This is a genomic window from Kitasatospora sp. DSM 101779, from assembly GCF_025655475.1.
Taxonomy (GTDB): Bacteria; Actinomycetota; Actinomycetes; order Streptomycetales; family Streptomycetaceae; genus Kitasatospora.
The window spans coordinates 3,207,712-3,224,300 of the sequence record NZ_JAHTIK010000001.1; the positions used below are offsets into that span (position 1 = coordinate 3,207,712).

A 16,589-nucleotide genomic window follows, 5' to 3' on the forward strand; every position below is an offset into this window, starting at 1 on the left:
GTACGGGCCGGCGCGGCCTCGGCGGCGGCCTGGACGGGGATCTCGATCTGGGCCTGCGGCTGCTCCGCGGGGGCGGCGGCAGCGGCGGCGGCAGCACGGGTGCGGCGGGCCGGCTTCTCCTCGGCGGCCTTGGCGGCGGCGGGCGCCTCCTCGGCGGGGGCGGCGGCCTTGGCGGCGGTGCGCTTGGCGGCAGGAGCGGGCGCGGCGGCTCCGGCGAGCAGCGGGTCGCCGCCGCTCTTCTCCTTGATGGCCTCGATGAGCTGGCTCTTGCGCATCCGTCCGGTACCGCTGATACCGAGGCCCGTGGCGAGCTTCTGCAGCTCGGCGAGGACCAGGCCGTCGAGGCCTGCGGCGGCGCTGCGACGGCGCCTGGCCGGGGCCGCGGGGGCGGCGGCTGCGTCCGACGCTTCTGCGTCCGGGCGCGCGCCCATCAGATCGGTGGTGTCGCTCACTAAGGGTCCTTCCCTGGAGCGGACGTCGGCCTGTCTGGCTCGGCGACCGGTTGTGCTGTCCTGACCAACGCCGAATCACGCTGGTCCGAGGCGGTCGTCCCCCCGAAAGGACCAGCCGATCGGGTGGACGCTGCGAAAGTGCGGTGCACTGTGGTGCGAAGTGGCGCGGTGGGCCGGTCTCGTGCCGGCCTCGCTGCCTGTGGTTCCCGGGCCCCCGTCGCGTGGCGGTACCTCGGGCTCCGCCCGCCCGTGCCTCAGTGCGGAGGCCGCGGGTGGGAGTCAGGTGCCGTCACGGCTTCGGGATGCGCCTCAGTCGCGCAGGCAGGCTGCGTACGCGCTGTGGTGGGCTCCCGGAAAATCGTGGTCCCGTCCTTCCGGACCCTGCAGGTGCGGACGGTGCCAACCTGAAGGGGCGGGATCGGGACGTGGCGCACCGAACCCCGGAGGGTGTCTGGTGCAGCAATGAGATTAACACTACCGACCCCCTGACACATTCCCCAGCCCTGTTGTTGTCAATCGTTTCCGTTCCCGCGGGTGTGGCCGCGTTCGGTTTCGGCTCAGACGTCGAGCGGCAGGACGCACGCACCGGCACGGTCCAACTCCAGCCGGTGGGCGGCGAACTCGGGCCCGGCGAGGCCGAGCACCTTCTCCGCCGAGGCCTCGTCGGTGAGCGCCAGCACAGTCGGGCCCGCGCCGGAGATCACGGCCGGGACGTCGTGCGCGCGCAGGGCGGCCACAAGGGCGGCGCTGTCGGGCATCGCGGAGGCCCGGTAGTCCTGGTGGAGGCGGTCCTCGGTGGCCGTGAGCAACAGCTCGGGACGGCGGGTGAGCGCCTCGACCAGCAGGGCGGCGCGGCCGGCGTTGACGGCGGCGTCGGCCAGCGGGACGGTCTTGGGCAGCAGGCCGCGGGCGGTCTCGGTGAGCACCTCGGTGGCGGGGACGAAGACCACCGGGACGACCTGGTCGGACGGGTCGAGCACGATGGTGCGGGCGCCGTCCTCGGCCGTCCAGGCGACGGTGAAGTTGCCGCGCAGGCAGGCGGCCACGTTGTCGGGGTGGCCCTCCAGGTCGGAGGCGAGGGCGAGCAGGGCGTCGTCGTCGAGCGTGTGCGCCCCGCCGATGGTGACGGCGCGGGCGGCGACGATGCCGGCGCAGATGGCGGCGGAGGACGAGCCGAGGCCGCGGCCGTGCGGTATGCGGTTGGCGCAGACCACCTCCAGGCCGCGGGGCTGGCCGCCGAGGCGGTCGAAGGCGGCCCGCATCGAGCGGACGACCAGGTGGCGCTCGTCGCGCGGCAGGCTGTCGCTGCCCTCGCCGGCGATGTCGACCGAGAGACCGGAGTCGGCGACGCGGACGACGATGTCGTCGTAGAGACCCAGGGCGAGTCCGAAGGCGTCGAAGCCGGGGCCGAGGTTGGCGCTGGTCGCGGGGACCCGGACCCGGACGGCGGCGGCACGGAACGCAGGACCGGCCATGCGGTGGACTCTCCTGGGGAGTGAGGGCTGCCCGATGGGGTGGGGCCAGCGGTGGTACGGCAGCGGGGCCCTGGACTCCAGGAACCCGGCAGTGCGGGAATGTGTGCGCCGATGCGCGTCCCGACGGAACCAGCCTATCGAAGACAGGTTCCACAGCGGTACACCCTGCTCGGCACCGATCCGCCGTGTTGCCGTTTGTGGCCGGAAACGATGCGGAAATGAGCCGGGAAATCAGCGCGGAATCAACACGTACGTGTCATCGCCGGACGGCCGCGGGCCGACCCCCGAAAGGGTCGGCCCGGGGCACGCGGCGCGGCTGAGCCGCCGTCAGTCGAGCAGTCCGAGGCGGCGCGCGGCGGACTCGGCGTCGACCGGGACGATCTCCGGGCGCTGCGGGGCGCCGGCCACCGCCCAGTCCGGGTCCTTGAGGCCGTTGCCGGTCACGGTGCAGACGATCCGCTGGCCCGGGTCCACCAGACCGGCCTCGGCCTTGGCCAGCAGGCCGGCCACGCCGGAGGCCGAGGAGGGCTCCACGAAGACGCCTTCCTTGGAGGCCAACAGCCGGTAGGCGGACAGGATCTGACGGTCGGTCACCTTGTCGATGAGGCCGCCGGACTCGTCGCGCGCGGCGATCGCGAAGTCCCACGAGGCCGGGTTGCCGATCCGGATCGCGGTGGCGATGGTCTGCGGCGAGCGGACGGGGGCGCCGTCGACGATCGGGGCCGAACCGGCCGCCTGGAAGCCCCACATGCGCGGGGTGCGGGTGGCCAGGCCGTCCGCGGCGTACTCCCGGTAGCCCTTCCAGTACGCGGTGATGTTGCCCGCGTTGCCGACCGGCAGGACGTGGATGTCGGGGGCGTCGCCGAGCATGTCGACGATCTCGAAGGCCGCGGTCTTCTGGCCCTCGATGCGCACCGGGTTCACCGAATTCACCAGCGCCACCGGGTACTTCTCGGACAGCTCGCGGGCGAGCGTGAGGCAGTCGTCGAAGTTGCCGTCCACCTGCAGGATCTGCGCGCCGTGGATGATGGCCTGGCCCATCTTGCCGAGGGCGATCTTGCCCTGCGGGACGAGCACCGCCGGCACCATGCCGGCCCGCACCGCGTAGGCGGCGGCGGAGGCGGAGGTGTTGCCGGTGGAGGCGCAGATGACGGCCTGGGCGCCGTCCTCCTTCGCCTTGGAGATGGCCATCGTCATGCCGCGGTCCTTGAAGGACCCGGTGGGGTTGGCGCCCTCGACCTTGAGGTACACGTCGCAGCCGGTGCGCTCGGAGAGCACCCGGGCGGGGACGAGCGGCGTGCCGCCCTCCAGCAGGGTCACCACGGGCGTCGCCTCGGTGACCGGCAGCCGGTCGCGGTACTCCTCGATCAGGCCGCGCCACTGGTGGGTGCGGGCGCCGCTCACTCTGCTCTCGGCGATGGCGTTCATGTCGATTACTCCCCTTCGACCCGCATGATGCTGGCCACGTCGCGCACGCTGTCCAGCGCGCGGAGCTTGTCGACCGTCGCCGACAGCGCGGCGTCGGTGGCGCGGTGGGTGACCACGACGAGCGAGGCGTCGCCGTCGCGGCCCTGCTGGCGCACGGTGTCGATGGAGACGCCGTGCTCGGCGAAGACGGACGCGACCTGGGCGAGCACGCCCGCACGGTCGTCGACGTCCAGGCTGACGTGGTAGCGGGTGACGACCTCGTCCATCGGCTTGGCCGGCAGGCGGGTGTACACCGAGTCGCCCGGGCCGGTGGCGCCGGCCAGCTTGTTGCGGCAGACCGCGACGAGGTCGCCGAGGACGGCGGAGGCGGTCGGCGAACCGCCGGCGCCCGGGCCGTAGAACATCAGCCGGCCGGCCGCCTCGGACTCCACGAACACCGCGTTGTACGCCTCGCGGACGGAGGCCAGCGGGTGCGACAGCGGGATCATCGCCGGGTGGACGCGGGCGGTCACCGACTCGCCGTCCGCGGCGCGCTCGCAGATCGCCAGCAGCTTGACCACGCAGCCCATCTGCTTGGCCGAGGCGATGTCCGCGGCGGTCACCTCGGTGATGCCCTCGCGGTACACCTCGGCGGCGGTCACCCGGGTGTGGAAGGCGATGCCGGCCAGGATCGCGGCCTTGGCGGCGGCGTCGAAGCCCTCGACGTCCGCGGTCGGGTCGGCCTCGGCGTAACCCAGCGCGGTGGCCTCCTCCAGCGCCTCGGAGTACCCGGCGCCGGTGGTGTCCATCTTGTCGAGGATGAAGTTGGTGGTGCCGTTGACGATGCCCAGCACCCGGTTGACCTTGTCGCCGGCCAGCGACTCGCGCAGCGGGCGGATCAGCGGGATCGCACCGGCCACCGCAGCCTCGTAGTACAGGTCGACACCGGCCGCGGCGGCCTTCTCGTGCAGCTCGGCGCCGTCCTGGGCGAGCAGCGCCTTGTTGGCGGAGACCACCGAGGCGCCGTTGGCGAAGGCCGACAGGATGTGCTGTTTGGACGGCTCGATGCCGCCGACCACCTCGACCACCACGTCGATGTCGCCGCGGTTGACCAGGGCCTGCGCGTCGGTGGTGATCAGGTGCTCGGGCACCCCGGGGCGCGGGCGGCCGGCCCGGCGCACGGCGATCCCGGCGAGTTCGACCGGCGCGCCGATCCGCGCGGCGAGGTCGTCGGCCGTCGTCGTCATGATGCGCGCCACCTCGGAGCCCACCACACCACAGCCCAGCAACGCCACCTTCAGCGGGCGCGTACGCATCATCCGACTCCGCTCTGCATTCTCGGTCTCCGCCGGGCAATTCCCGATGCCCGACGGTATTCGGTCTCTACCAGTCTCCGGGACTTTCCGCACGGATCTACGGCCGGTCCATGATCTGAGACAAGGATTTCGTCAGCCGATATCCAGACGCAGGAGATCCTCCTCCGTCTCGCGCCTGACGATCACCCGCGCCGCACCGTTCTGGACGGCGACCACGGGAGGCTTGAGGGCGTGGTTGTAGTTGCTGGCCATCGACCGGCAGTACGCGCCGGTGGCCGGCACCGCGATCAGGTCCCCGGCGGCCAGGTCGGCCGGCAGGAAGGCGTCGCGGACCACGATGTCGCCGGACTCGCAGTGCTTGCCCACCACGCGGACCAGCATCGGTTCGGCATCGCTGGTGCGGGAGACCAGCGCGACGGAGTACTCGGCGTCGTACAGCGCGGTGCGGATGTTGTCCGACATGCCGCCGTCCACGCTGACGTAGGTGCGCAGGCCGTCCAGCGGCTTCACCGTGCCGACCTCGTACAGGGTGAAGGCGGTCGGGCCGACGATCGCACGGCCCGGCTCCACCGACAGCCGCGGCGCGGCCAGGTCCGCGGCGAAGCACTCGCGGCGGACGATCTCCGCCAGCGAGGCGGCGATCTCTGCGGGCTCCCGGGGGTCGTCCTCGCTGGTGTAGGCGATGCCGAGGCCGCCGCCCAGGTCGATCTCGGGCAGCTCGATGCCGTGCTCGTCCCGGATCTGCGCCAGCAGGCCGACCACCCGGCGGGCCGCCACCTCGAAGCCGGCGGTGTCGAAGATCTGCGAGCCGATGTGCGAGTGGATGCCGCGCAGCTCCAGGGCCGCCGGGTGGGCGAGCACCCGGCGGACGGCCTCGGCCGCGGCGCCGCCGTTCAGCGACAGGCCGAACTTCTGGTCCTCGTGCGCGGTGGCGATGAACTCGTGGGTGTGCGCCTCGACGCCGACCGTGATCCGGATCAGCACCTTCTGGCGGACGCCCTGCCGCTCGGCGACCGCCGCCAGCCGCTCGATCTCCTCGTACGAGTCGACGACGACGTGGCCGACCCCGGCCTTCACCGCCTGCTCCAGCTCGTGCACCGACTTGTTGTTGCCGTGCAGCGCCAGGCGCTCCCCCGGCATGCCGGCGGCCAGCGCCACGGCCAGCTCGCCGCCGCTGCAGACGTCGAGGTTGAGGCCCTCCTCGTGCAGCCAGCGGACGACCGCCTTGGAGAGGAAGGCCTTGCCGGCGTAGTAGACGTCCGCGTCCGCCCCGAAGGCGTCCCGCCAGGCGCGGGCCCGGGCCCGGAAGTCCGCCTCGTCCATCAGGTAGGCGGGGGTGCCGAACTCGGCCGCCAGCGCCTTCACGTCGAGGCCGCCGACGGTCACGACGCCGTCCTCGTTGCGGGTGACGGTCCTCGACCACACCTTCGGGTCGAGCGCGTTCACGTCGCTCGGCGGGGCGAGGTAGTGCCCCTCGGGCAGCACGTCGCCGTGGCGGGGGCCTGCGGGGTGGGCGGAGCGGCTCATCTGTGGCTACTTCCTTGGCTTATGGCGAGGGGCGGCGCACGGTCTCCTTCGACCGTCCGCCGCCCCCGTCGTGCGCATGGGGGTCGTGCTTACATCCGCTCGGGGGCGGAGACGCCGAGCAGCGTCAGGCCGTTGGCGAGCACCGTGCGCGTCGCCTCGACCAGCCAGAGGCGCGCACGGTGCGTGTCCGTGAGCTCCTCGTCGCCCTTCGGCAGGAACATGCAGTTCTCGTACAGGCGGTGGTATTTGCCCGCGAGGTCCTCCAGGTAGCGCGCGACCCGGTGGGGCTCGCGCAGCTCGCCGGCCGTGGCGATGACCCGCGGGAACTCGCCCAGCGCGCCGAGCATGTCGCTCTCCCACTGGGTGGCGAGCAGCTCCGGCTTGAAGTCCTCGGCCGCGCCCTTGTCGACGCCGAGCTCGGCGGCCTTGCGCGCCACGCCGCACATCCGGGTGTGCGCGTACTGCACGTAGAAGACCGGGTTCTCGTTCGACTGGCTGGTGACCAGGTCGATGTCGATGGTGATGGTGGAGTCGGTCGAGGAACGCGCCAGCATGTACCGCGCCGCGTCCACGCCGATCCAGTCGACGACGTCGTCGATGGTGATGATGTTGCCGGCGCGCTTGGAGAGGCGCACCTCCTGGCCGTCGCGCAGCATCTTGACGAACTGGCCGATCCGGACCTCGATGTTGCGGTCCATGTCGTCGCCGGCGCAGGCCGCGATGGCCTTGAGCCGGTTGACGTAGCCGTGGTGGTCGGCGCCGAGCATGTAGACGGAGACCTCGGAGCCGCGGTCCCGCTTGCTCAGGTAGTAGGCGGCGTCGGCGGCGAAGTAGGTGGTCTCGCCGTCGGCCTTGATCAGGACGCGGTCCTTGTCGTCGCCGAAGTCCGTGGTGCGCAGCCAGATGGCGCCGTCCTGGTCGAAGACGTGGCCCTGCTCGCGCAGCCGGTCGATGGCCTGCTCGACGGCGCCCGACTCGTGCAGCGACTTCTCCGAGAACCAGGTGTCGAAGTGCACCCCGAACTCTTCCATCGACCGCTTGATCTCGGCGACCATCAGCTTGAGGCCCTCGGCGCGGAAGACCTGGAGCTGCTCGTCCTCGGGCAGGTCGAGCACGCCCGGCACGCCGTCGGTGATCGCCTTGGCGATGTCGCCGATGTACTCGCCGACGTAGCCGTCCTCGGGGACGGGCTTCCCGTTGGCGACGGCCTGCAGCGACCGGGCGAACTTGGTGATCTGCACGCCGGCGTCGTTGAGGTAGTACTCGGTGGTGACGTCGGCGCCGGTGGCGCGCAGGACGCGGGCCAGCGAGTCGCCGACGGCCGCCCAGCGGACGCCGCCGATGTGGATCGGGCCGGTCGGGTTGGCCGACACGAACTCCAGGTTGATCTTCAGGCCCTTGAGGGCCTCGTTCCGGCCGTACGCCTGGCCGGCCTCGACCACCGTGCGGGCCAGCAGGCCCTGGGCGGCGGCGTCGAGGGTGATGTTCAGGAAGCCCGGACCGGCGATGTCGACCTTCGCGACGCCGGTGGTCTCTCGCAGGCGGGCGGCCAGCAGTTCCGCGACGGCTCGCGGCGGCATGCCTGCCGGCTTCGCGAGCTGGAGGGCCACGTTGGTGGCGTAGTCGCCGTGGTCCCTGTTCTTGGGCCGCTCGACCGTCACGTGCTCGGGCACGGCGACGGCCAGCTCGCCCGCCTCGACGGCGGCGCTCACTGCGGCCTGGACTGCCTGGGAAAGCTCTGCGGGTGTCACGACGCCAAGCGTAGGCGAGACGGGGTGTCCGTCCGCCACCCGGTTTACCCGTTGAGACGAGTTGCACCAGGGAGCGGGACCGTCAAGGGCGATCTGTTCGCCGAGAGCGGAATGCGGTGGCGTGCTCGGAGCGCTCGCCGCCGCCGAAGGCGTAGCCGGCCGGGCGCTCGCCGCCCGGCCCGGCCTCCGGGTCCTGCTGCAGCAGCCGGCGCACCAGCGCGACCAGGTCCGCGGGGTCGAAGGGCTTCGCGAGGTAGCCGTCCACACCGACGGACTCGCCCCGGTCGAGGTCGGCCGGGGTGCAGGCGCTGACGATCGCGATCGGCAGGGCCCTGGTCTCCGCGGAGGCCCGCAGCCGGGCGGCGGTCTTCAGACCGTCGAGCCGCGGCATCACCACGTCGAGGGTCACCACGTCGGGGCGCACCCGGCGGACGACCTCCAGGCATTCGGCGCCGTCGGCGGCGGTGACCACCTCGAAGCCTTCGAGCTCGAGGTTCACTCTGATCAGCTGGCGGATCACCTCGCTGTCGTCCACCACGAGGACCCGCCCGGACGTTCCCGGCACATCACCGAGGGTAGCCGCGCGCCCACCCCCGCGTCCGGCCTTTCCCGACTTCCACCCCCCGGCGAACGGCCGCGCCGCCCCGCGAAACCCGTGCACGGATCACCCGGCGGGCCTGGTAGTGTTCTCCACGTCGCAGCAAGCGACGGCCGAAAGGCCCCCGTAGCTCAGGGGATAGAGCACCGCCCTCCGGAGGCGGGTGCGTAGGTTCGAATCCTACCGGGGGCACTTCACAGCAAGTGCAGCAAAGGCCCAGCCCAGCGGATCACACCGCCAGGCCGGGCCTTCGTCGTTTCCGGGGCAGGATCCGCCCGTGCCACTCACGTGCCAGATGCGTCCGGCTCCCTCGGCTCAGGAACCCGCCGGCGGCCCCTCCCCCGGGCCTTCTTGATCGCGGAGTCCATCCCGCGGGCGATCAGGAGATCCCGCTCGCCCCGCATGTGCTGGTAGCGCAGCGCCGCGTCCATGGTCGAGTGCCCCATGCGGTGCATCAGCTCCCGGGTGCTCGCCCCGGTGTCGGCCGCCAGGTTGTTGCCGGTGTGGCGAAGATCGTGGAAGCGGATGCTGTCCGCCTCGGTCTCACCGAGGGCCCGGCTCCAGTCCACCTCGGAGTCGGCCAGCGCAGTTGTCCACACGCTGTGGAAATTGCTCCGCCGCAACAGGCCTCCCCGAGGCCCGACGAAGACCCGCCCGGCGGCCCCGTCCTCGCCGAACCAGCGCAGGTGCTCGGCCAGCTCGGCCACGATCGAGGAGGGGAAGGCCACCGGCCGCACGCCCGCATCGCTCTTGGGCCGCTTGACCTTGAGCTGGCCGGTCTGGAGTTCGGCCTGAGCCCGCCGCACCCGGACGATCCCCTTGTCCAGGTCCACGTCCCGCCGGCGGAGCGCGGCGAACTCCCCGAACCGGAGCGTGGAGAAGGCCGCCATCAGCACCAGTGCCCGGTAGCGCGGCTCGATCGAGTCGGCGATCGCGTAGACCTCCGCGATGGTGAGCACCGGACGCTCGGCGGAGACCTCCTTGTCTGCCCCCTTGATCCGAAACGGATTCCGCTCGATCAGGCCGTCCTCGTCCGCGGCCGTGTTCAGGATGGCCCGCAGCACCCGGTACGACTTCGCGACAGTCGCGGCGCCGACCTCGGCTTCGAGCATCGCGGAGCGCCACGACCGGACACCGGCCGTCGTGATGGCTGCGACCGTCCCGGCCCCGAAGGTCGGCTTGATGTAGAGGCGGAGGACGCCCTCGTACCTCTCCAGCGTCCGATCGGCGAGACCCCGCTCCCGGAGCCAGGTGTCCGCGTAGTCGCCGAAGTTCACCTGCCCCGCGTCCGGGTCTTTGAGCTGGCCCCGCGCCATGTCGGCTTCGAGCAGCGTCAGGGCCAGCTCGGCGTCCGTCTTGGTCGGGTAGGTCTGCTCGGCCGAGCGGAGCTGGCCGGTCACCGGGTGCCGGTAGCGGGCCTGCCAACGGCCGGAGGGGAGCTGGCGGACCGAGCCGAAGCGCCGACGGTTGCCCTTCGTGTTCGCCATCAGGCCACCACCCGCAGGCGGCGCGGCCGGGCGATGGCCCGGACGGTGTTCGACTCGATGAAGTCGGTGAGGACGCTCTCCTTGATGCGGACGTGGCGTCCGACCTTCACGAAGGCAATCCGGCGTTCGGCGATCAGGCGTCGCGGGAAGCGCTCCTTGCTGGTCTCCCAGGTGCCGAGCAGCTTGGCAACCTCCTCCACGGTCAGCAGGCGGTCCATGTGCTGTTGTCCTCCTCATTGGCGAGTTGGGTCATGAGTTCCTGGCGGTCGGTGGTGCGGCGTTCGTGCAGCTCGCGGGCGATGGACGCGGCGAGCATCGATTCGCCGGGCGAGTTGCCTGCTCCGGCGAAGCTCCAGTGCGCGAGGACGAAGGTCTCGGCGTCGGCCAGGTCGTCGAGGTCGGGCAGGCCGGCCGCGAGGAGCCGCTCGCGCAGGCCCCGGTGTGCTTCGGCGGCGCGGTAGTCGGCGCGGACCTGGCGGAGGGCACCGAGGGTGGTCGAGTAGGTCGGGCTCTTGCTGGAGAAGTGGCCGCGGAAGCCGAGCATGTGCGACCAGTGCGCCAGCAGCCGGTCCGGGTACAGGCCGTCCAGGTCCCAGCAGGTCTCGATGAGGCGCCGGGTGTGGGTGGGCAGCTGGTGTCGGTCGAGTTCGTGGCGCTCCAGGATGCGCCGGTCGACGGTCTCGGTCGTCTCCGCGGACTTGGTGGCGTACTTGGCGACGTAGGAGGCGACGGCTTGTTCGGAGATCTCGCCGGAGCCGAAGGCGCCGATCGGGCGGACGTCCACCTGCTCACCCCAGCGCAGGATGCGGGCCGGGTCCTCCCCGGCGGACGCTACGGGCACGGCGGCGCGGTCGGCGGCGGCACGAATCGCGGCGTCCAGCAGGGCCACGGTCGCCCAGGCCGGAGGCGGTGAGTCGGGTCCGGTGGGTCCGTCGATCCGGATCACGGCGTGGAAGTGCACCGCCCCGCGGCGCTGGAACTCGGCGACCTTCCCGAAGGACAGCTTCGCCTGCTCCTTGAACTCGTACTGGTAGAGGCCGGCCATCTTCGCCATGGCCCGGAACAGGTAGATGGTGAAGCGCCGCCACAGGTCCGGGGCGTGGTTGTTCCACAGCACCGCGTGCGCGTAGTCGTACCGGTCCGCATCGAGCGGGGTGCCGAGGGCGGGCGAGCCGTCGGGGTGGGCGGTGCCGCAGCGGCAGACGCCCCGCTCGGGCCGGTTGTGGACCGGGCCGAAGGACGGCGCGGTGAGGGTGGCGAACACCCGCGGGTGTGACCGCACGGCCACCGGCACGCCCTTGTCCTGGTCTCCGGCGAGGCCGGCGCGGATCAGGTGGAAGGTGTCGGCGGAGTAGGTGCGGGCGCAGGACGGGCAGCGGGAGGCCCGCCGGTTCCCGCAGGCGACCTTGAGGCGGTGGCCGGGTTCGTGCTGGGTCGAGTACCGGTGCCAGACCGCGCCGGTCGGGGCGTGGGTGAGGGTGCGGAAGCCCTGCAGGTGGATCGGGTTCGCGCAGCCACCGGTCCGGCGGATCTGGTCCTGAAGCTGGGGCAGGTCCCCGCGGGTGGCGAGGCGGGCCAGGTCCGCAACCGCAAGCAGGTCCCGCTCCCCGGGTAAGCCCCGCGCGTTCACTGGGCCGCTTCCAGAACCGTGGAGCCCACGCAGGTCGGGCACCAGATGCCAGCACCGGTGGAGTCCCACCCGGACCCATTGCAGTCGGGGCACTTGATCCACGTGCGGGCCGTGAACTCAGCAGCGCAGTCACTCGGGGCAACGCAACGGACCTCGGCGCAGACCGGGCACTCCCGACCGCCGCGCACGAGCCGAATCGGCAGCGTGCGGGCGGGACGGAGCGGGATGACCGGGGCGGGAGAAGCAGCGGCGGGCATGGCAGCCTCCAGCGAGTAGGACCTTCACTCAGGTACTCCTCTACTGTTATATAGGAGTTGCCGGCCATCAAACAAGCCCCCGCCGCCAGGCAGGGGCTTGGATCATGACGAATCGTCAGTCGGCGGCGAAGTCGTACTGGAAGAGGTGCTTGTCGGCCGACATCACGGAGTCGAAGACCTCCACGGCGCGACCTCCGGTGTCGATGGCCGTGCGCACCAGCGCGACGACGGGGACGCCCGGCAGGAGCCGGAGGGCCTTCTTCTCGTCCTCCGAAGGCATGCGCGCTTGCAGTTCCTCGCGGAAGGATGCAAGCCGGTGCCCCCGCTCCTCAAGCCGGGCGTAGCTGCCTCCGGGGCCCGCGTTCTCCTCGGTGATCGGTGTGCCCTCGATCAGGTCGAGCGGGTAGTAGCTGTCGGCCAGCTGCATGGGCTCGCCCCCACCCCACATCCGCCGGCGGCGGACGAAAACCGGGCTGCCCTCTTCGATGTTGAGCCGCTCGGCGATGCGGCGCGGCGCAGGAACCTCGCCCAGGTGGAGCATCTCTTGCTTGTAGTCCAGGCCCAGTGAGCGCATGTCGGCAGCGAAGCCGCCGAGGCCGGCCGCGCGGTTCGCCCGGGTCAGCCGCTGCGAGGCGAGCCGCAGCATGGGCCCGCGCTCACGGACCCGGGTGCCGCGTCCATGCTCGGTGACCACGAGCCCTTCGCTCCGAAGCACCTCCAGGGCTCGCCGGGCAGTCCCACCCGCTACACCGAAGGTCCTGGACAGCTGTGCCTCACTGGGCAGCGCGGCGCCAGGGGCAAGCTCTCCCCGGTCAATGAGATCCCGGAAGTGGTCCGCGATCTGCTTGAAGACTGGTCGGTCGCTGTTCGGATCGATCTCCATGGCTCCGCTCCTCCTGCGCGCTCTTCTACAAGAGTAGCGATGCAGAGCCTGGCTGACCAGCTAGCTCATGTACTCGGTCGCGGCGCCAGGCAGGCAGGTCGTTTCGCTACCCGAGGCCGCCCAGGTGGAACCGCAGCACGGACAGACCGGCAGCCTGTCCGGGTCACTCGCGATCTTCTGGGCCGGACACATGGGACAGGCGCCGTCCAGCAGAGGGCGCTCAGCCTCACCGGTCATGTCGACAACCGAGTACTGAGCCCGGGGTCCCTGGTGATCCGGGCTCGTGCAGCGAAGGAACAACATCCGCCGAGCGTAGCCCTGCCACTGGCCCGTCGGGGAGGAGGGAAGGGAGTTGGCTGTTACGAGTTTCGCTACTTCATCAAGGCGCCTCGCTCCGCTCGGCGGGCGGGGCGGGCGGAGCCCACGGGGAAGGCACATCACGGCGGGATCGGAGATCACCGGCGAGATTCCCGGCCTCCTGGAACTACTGGACGTAGCCTCACAATGTTCGGGGTGCCGCGCCTGCGGCGCGGCGGCGCCGGCCGTCCTCCGGCGCGCGCCCCGCCTCCTGTCTTCGCCCCGGCTGGGGCTTCGCCGTCGTCGGCCGCGCCCACAAGGGGCGAAGAGCTAAGGCCGGGGCAAAGACGGACAGGTCCAACTTCCACCCCCACACGGGCGGAGGACGGCGCAGAAGGCAGGGCTCAGAACCAGGCCCGTCGGGGCCGGGGCGGGCGGCTCCGCGGTTTTACCCACCTGCCCGGACTGGGACCCGCGTCGAGCAAGAACGGGGGGCCACTCGGCCACATTGCGGTCAGGCCCAAAGAGCCCTGACCGAGTCGCAACAGCTTACGGCCCCCCGATCATGCTCGACCCCAGACCAGACAGGACACCGGCCAAAACCACTCCGCCACCCTGGCAACTGTCTTCCCGTCTCACCGATGAGGTGGCAAGATCCATGCGGCGCGGCATGAAGCCGCAGCTCACGTGTCAGGGGATGTGTTCTGCATGGGCGCCTTTCAATGGGCAGGCCTTGTGGCCGCCTGGGCTGTCACGCTGGTGCCAGGCACAGCAGCGGTCTCCTGTGGCTGGCTGCTTCCCTGGTTGAGGGGCCACGTTCCGTCGCCACGGTTGTGGGGAACTGGTCAGATCACACTGGGCCTGGGCATCACAACCGGGATGATCAGCTCGCAGTGGCACGCTCTTGCATGGACGGTTGGAACAACCGCAGGCCTCTGCCTGGGCCTCTGCGGCCTAGGCATCCTTGTGAAAGCACAGCGTCCCAGCTGAGCCAGTCGCTCCTGAGTAGCTGACAAGCCGTGCCAGAGGCGTGCCAGATCAAGCGGTACGCCACGGCTAGTTGGAGTCACCAGGGGTCAGTTCGCCGGCCTGGGCCAGAGTGCTATGCACGCAGGTCACGCGGAGGGTCTACCTCCCGCCCTCCGGAGGCGGGTGCGTAGGTTCGAATCCTACCGGGGGCACTTCACAGCAAGTGCCGCGCAAGGCCCGGGTCCAGTGGACCTGGGCCTTCGTCGTTCTCCGGGCCCGCACGCCGGACTTCCGGGCCGCCTGCCGGCCCCCGGGCCTGAGTGTCCGTCAGGCGCTGGGGCAGACTGGGCCGCACAAGGTGCTCCGGACGGCGGGGGAGGCGGCATGCGGTACGCGGACGGGCCCGCGGCGCAGGGCGAGGTCCGGGTCGGGGCGGCCCCCTCGCGGGTGTGGGAGCTGGTGACCGACATCGGGCTGCCGGCCAGGCTCAGCCCCGAGCTGCAGCGGGTCGAGTGGCTGGGCGGAGCCGACGCCCCCGCAGTGGGTGCGCGCTTCGCCGGTTTCAACCGGCACCCCCTGGCCGGCGACTGGCGGACGGTCTCGCAGATCGTCGAGTTCGACGTCGAGCGGCTCTTCGGCTGGGCCGTCCTGGACGCGGACGGCCGGTACGGCGACGCCGCGGACGACCTCACGGACCGGATGGCCACCTGGCGGTTCGAGCTGGCGCCCGAGGGGGCCGGCACGCGGGTGCGGCAGTCCGTGCTGATCGGGCCCGGCCGCTCCGGCATCAGCCTGTGGATCGACCGCATGCCGGAGCGGGAGGAGCAGCTGGTGGCCGGCCGGCTCGACGAGCTGCGCACCGGCATCGAGGCCACCCTCGCGGGCGTCAAGGCGCTCGCCGAGGACGGCGGCGAGCGGCCGTAGTCGTCGGACGGGTACCGTCCGGGCACCGAGGCGCGTATCGGGAGCAGGTGGGCGCGCGGGACATCGAGGGAGCGGGGGCGGGCGTGGAGGTCGAGGAGGGGGCCGGCGGCCGGGCGCTGCCGTGGGACGGGGTACGGACCCGGGAGGACCTCGCGGCGCACATCGACGGGCTGCTGGCCGACCACCGCGAGCGCGGCGAGGAGTGGGAGAACGCCACGCTCGGCGACTTCCTGGAGGCGCTCGCCGCGTGCGTCCGCGGCTCCCCCGGCTGGTACCCGAACGCCGGCCGGGAGGTGCCCGCCGACGGCGACTGGGCGTTCTTCGCCCGGGTGCTGGACTCCGCCACCGGGTACGAGTGACGACGTCCGGTCAGGCCAGGCGGATCCGGTGGGTGCGGTGTTTGACGAGCAGGGTGAGGGCGAGGACCTCGACCGCCCCGCACAGGACGGCCGCCCAGGCGGGCAGCAGCAGGGCGCCGGGGACGAGCAGGACGGCCGTCAGGACGAGGCAGGGGCCGTACCAGGCGAGGACCGAGCGGGTCGGCTCGCCGTAGCGCAGGGCGATCGCCGCGTTGGCGGTGTAGAAGCCGAGCACGCCGCCGCAGAGCGCCCAGTCCGCACCGGACGGCAGGTGGTGGGTGGGTTCGGCGACGGCCGTGCCGAGGGCCGCGGCGAGCAGGGTGATCGCGGCGACCAGGAAGTACGGCAGGTACATCACGGTGTCGCGGATGATCCGGTGGGCCCGGCCGGCCTGGGCGCGGCCCAGGCCGCGGGCGGCGACCGTGGTGCCCCAGACGAAGAAGACCGCCGCGAGTTCGGCGACCAGCAGGAAGGCCGCGAGGGCGGCGGCGCCGGAGGCGGCGGTGAGGTGGTCGGCGAAGGTCGCGACGACGGTGAAGACGCTCTCGCCGAGGACGATCACCACGAACAGCGTGATCCGCTCGACCAGGTGCTCGACGGACAGCTGGGCGTACAGCGCGGTGCCGTACTCGCTGCGGATCGCCAGCAGGACGGCCTCCAGGGCGATGGCGATCCCCCAGAGGGCGAACCGCCATCCGTCCGGGAGGAGGGCGGACACCGCCCACAGCGCGGCCGGGACGAGGCAGTAGGCCACCGGGCGCCAGAGCGGCAGTGCGGTCTCCCGGCGCAGGGCGGGCCGCAGCCACACCAGGAAGCAGACCACCCGCACCCAGGCGGCGCCGAGGGCGTAGAGCCAGGCGTGCCCGCCGAGGCCCTCGGGGGCTGCGGCGGCCATCACGCCGAGGCCGGGCATGGCGGCGATCAGCATGGGCTGGCTGAGCGAGCGGTCGATGTCCCGGCCGGAGACGTTGACGGTGGCCATCAGGTTGACCCAGGCCCACCAGGCCGGGAAGAAGAGCACCAGGAACCTGCCGAACTCGGCGCCGCCCGGGTCGCCGTGCAGGCCGCGGGCGAGGATGGCCACGGTCACGACGAAGACCAGGTCGAAGAAGAGCTCGAACCAGTCCGCCCGGCGCTCCTCGGGCTCGGCTCCGGTCGGCGCGCTGTCGGCGGCGGTCACGGTGTTCGGCACCTCCCGTTGTCCCGGTGCCGGGAGTGTACGGGGCAAGCGGCGCACGCAAGCGGGAATGCGCCCCC

General features: G+C 71.9%; 14 protein-coding genes and 1 tRNA gene. 3 read left to right on the forward strand and 12 right to left on the reverse strand.

The annotated features are described in order from the left end of the window. From KSNIM_RS14605 to KSNIM_RS14635, 7 genes are all read right to left on the reverse strand, one after another. Window positions 1-452 (reverse strand): Rho termination factor N-terminal domain-containing protein (locus KSNIM_RS14605; RefSeq protein ID WP_263107959.1); only part of this gene is annotated, 452 nt, incomplete at its 3' end. A gap of 557 nt (window positions 453-1,009) precedes the next feature. Continuing rightward, window positions 1,010-1,927, reverse strand: coding sequence for a homoserine kinase (gene thrB / locus KSNIM_RS14610; protein WP_263103651.1), 918 nt, complete (start codon window positions 1,925-1,927; stop codon window positions 1,010-1,012). A gap of 327 nt (window positions 1,928-2,254) precedes the next feature. Continuing rightward, window positions 2,255-3,355: a threonine synthase gene (gene thrC / locus KSNIM_RS14615; protein WP_411543711.1), complete on the reverse strand. Its 1,101-nt coding sequence runs from the start codon at window positions 3,353-3,355 to the stop codon at window positions 2,255-2,257. Window positions 3,356-3,360: 5 nt separating this feature from the next. Then, window positions 3,361-4,653 (reverse strand): homoserine dehydrogenase, encoded by a 1,293-nt coding sequence (locus tag KSNIM_RS14620; RefSeq protein ID WP_263103652.1) that lies wholly within the window; start codon window positions 4,651-4,653, stop codon window positions 3,361-3,363. Between the two features lie 129 nt (window positions 4,654-4,782). Continuing rightward, window positions 4,783-6,177 carry a diaminopimelate decarboxylase gene (gene lysA, locus KSNIM_RS14625; protein WP_263103653.1) on the reverse strand — a complete coding sequence of 465 codons (1,395 nt, stop codon included), beginning with the start codon at window positions 6,175-6,177 and terminating at the stop codon, window positions 4,783-4,785. An 89-nt stretch (window positions 6,178-6,266) separates the two neighbouring features. Beyond that, window positions 6,267-7,928, reverse strand: coding sequence for an arginine--tRNA ligase (gene argS, locus KSNIM_RS14630; RefSeq protein ID WP_263103654.1), 1,662 nt, complete (start codon window positions 7,926-7,928; stop codon window positions 6,267-6,269). A gap of 82 nt (window positions 7,929-8,010) precedes the next feature. Next, complete coding sequence (locus KSNIM_RS14635; RefSeq protein WP_263103655.1) at window positions 8,011-8,493, reverse strand: response regulator; 483 nt, start codon at window positions 8,491-8,493, stop codon at window positions 8,011-8,013. Window positions 8,494-8,646: 153 nt separating this feature from the next. Between KSNIM_RS14635 and KSNIM_RS14640 the strand changes: the two genes are divergently transcribed. Beyond that, window positions 8,647-8,718, forward strand: a tRNA-Arg gene (locus KSNIM_RS14640). A 92-nt stretch (window positions 8,719-8,810) separates the two neighbouring features. Here KSNIM_RS14640 and KSNIM_RS14645 read toward each other — a convergent pair. The 4 genes from KSNIM_RS14645 to KSNIM_RS14660 all read right to left on the reverse strand — a co-directional run bounded on the left by KSNIM_RS14645 (window position 8,811) and on the right by KSNIM_RS14660 (window position 12,783). Continuing rightward, window positions 8,811-10,013, reverse strand: a complete 1,203-nt coding sequence (locus KSNIM_RS14645) for a tyrosine-type recombinase/integrase (protein WP_263103656.1) — start codon at window positions 10,011-10,013, stop codon at window positions 8,811-8,813. After that, on the reverse strand, window positions 10,013-10,231 hold the full coding sequence (locus tag KSNIM_RS14650) for an excisionase family DNA-binding protein (RefSeq protein WP_263103657.1): 219 nt from the start codon (window positions 10,229-10,231) through the stop codon (window positions 10,013-10,015). The genes KSNIM_RS14645 and KSNIM_RS14650 overlap by 1 nt, the downstream gene beginning before the upstream one ends. Then, a complete protein-coding gene (repSA, locus tag KSNIM_RS14655; RefSeq protein ID WP_411543712.1) occupies window positions 10,216-11,643 on the reverse strand; it encodes a replication initiator protein RepSA in 1,428 nt (475 codons plus the stop codon). The genes KSNIM_RS14650 and repSA overlap by 16 nt, the downstream gene beginning before the upstream one ends. Window positions 11,644-12,015: 372 nt before the next feature. Further along, entirely contained in the window at window positions 12,016-12,783 is a 768-nt protein-coding gene (locus tag KSNIM_RS14660; protein ID WP_263103658.1) for a GntR family transcriptional regulator, read from the reverse strand. A 1,650-nt stretch (window positions 12,784-14,433) separates the two neighbouring features. On the opposite strand from KSNIM_RS14660, the gene KSNIM_RS14665 reads away from it, so the two are divergent. Beyond that, window positions 14,434-14,973: an SRPBCC family protein gene (locus KSNIM_RS14665; RefSeq protein WP_263103659.1), complete on the forward strand. Its 540-nt coding sequence runs from the start codon at window positions 14,434-14,436 to the stop codon at window positions 14,971-14,973. A gap of 47 nt (window positions 14,974-15,020) precedes the next feature. Further along, window positions 15,021-15,332 carry a hypothetical protein gene (locus KSNIM_RS14670; RefSeq protein ID WP_263103660.1) on the forward strand — a complete coding sequence of 104 codons (312 nt, stop codon included), beginning with the start codon at window positions 15,021-15,023 and terminating at the stop codon, window positions 15,330-15,332. A 10-nt stretch (window positions 15,333-15,342) separates the two neighbouring features. Here the strand turns inward: KSNIM_RS14670 and KSNIM_RS14675 are convergent, their stop codons facing one another. Continuing rightward, a complete protein-coding gene (locus KSNIM_RS14675) occupies window positions 15,343-16,512 on the reverse strand; it encodes a low temperature requirement protein A (RefSeq protein ID WP_263103661.1) in 1,170 nt (389 codons plus the stop codon). Between the last annotated feature and the right edge of the window lie 77 nt (window positions 16,513-16,589).

What these genes read in the sequence shown, in the direction of transcription:
- thrB (WP_263103651.1), bottom strand. Translation starts at nt 1,927, where the DNA reads ATGGCCGGTCCTGCGTTCCGTGCCGCCGCCGTCCGGGTCCGGGTCCCC.
- thrC (WP_411543711.1), bottom strand. Translation starts at nt 3,355, where the DNA reads ATGAACGCCATCGCCGAGAGCAGAGTGAGCGGCGCCCGCACCCACCAG.
- KSNIM_RS14620 (WP_263103652.1), bottom strand. Translation starts at nt 4,653, where the DNA reads ATGATGCGTACGCGCCCGCTGAAGGTGGCGTTGCTGGGCTGTGGTGTG.
- lysA (WP_263103653.1), bottom strand. Translation starts at nt 6,177, where the DNA reads ATGAGCCGCTCCGCCCACCCCGCAGGCCCCCGCCACGGCGACGTGCTG.
- KSNIM_RS14645 (WP_263103656.1), bottom strand. Translation starts at nt 10,013, where the DNA reads ATGGCGAACACGAAGGGCAACCGTCGGCGCTTCGGCTCGGTCCGCCAG.
- KSNIM_RS14650 (WP_263103657.1), bottom strand. Translation starts at nt 10,231, where the DNA reads ATGGACCGCCTGCTGACCGTGGAGGAGGTTGCCAAGCTGCTCGGCACC.
- KSNIM_RS14660 (WP_263103658.1), bottom strand. Translation starts at nt 12,783, where the DNA reads ATGGAGATCGATCCGAACAGCGACCGACCAGTCTTCAAGCAGATCGCG.
- KSNIM_RS14665 (WP_263103659.1), top strand. Translation starts at nt 14,434, where the DNA reads ATGCGGTACGCGGACGGGCCCGCGGCGCAGGGCGAGGTCCGGGTCGGG.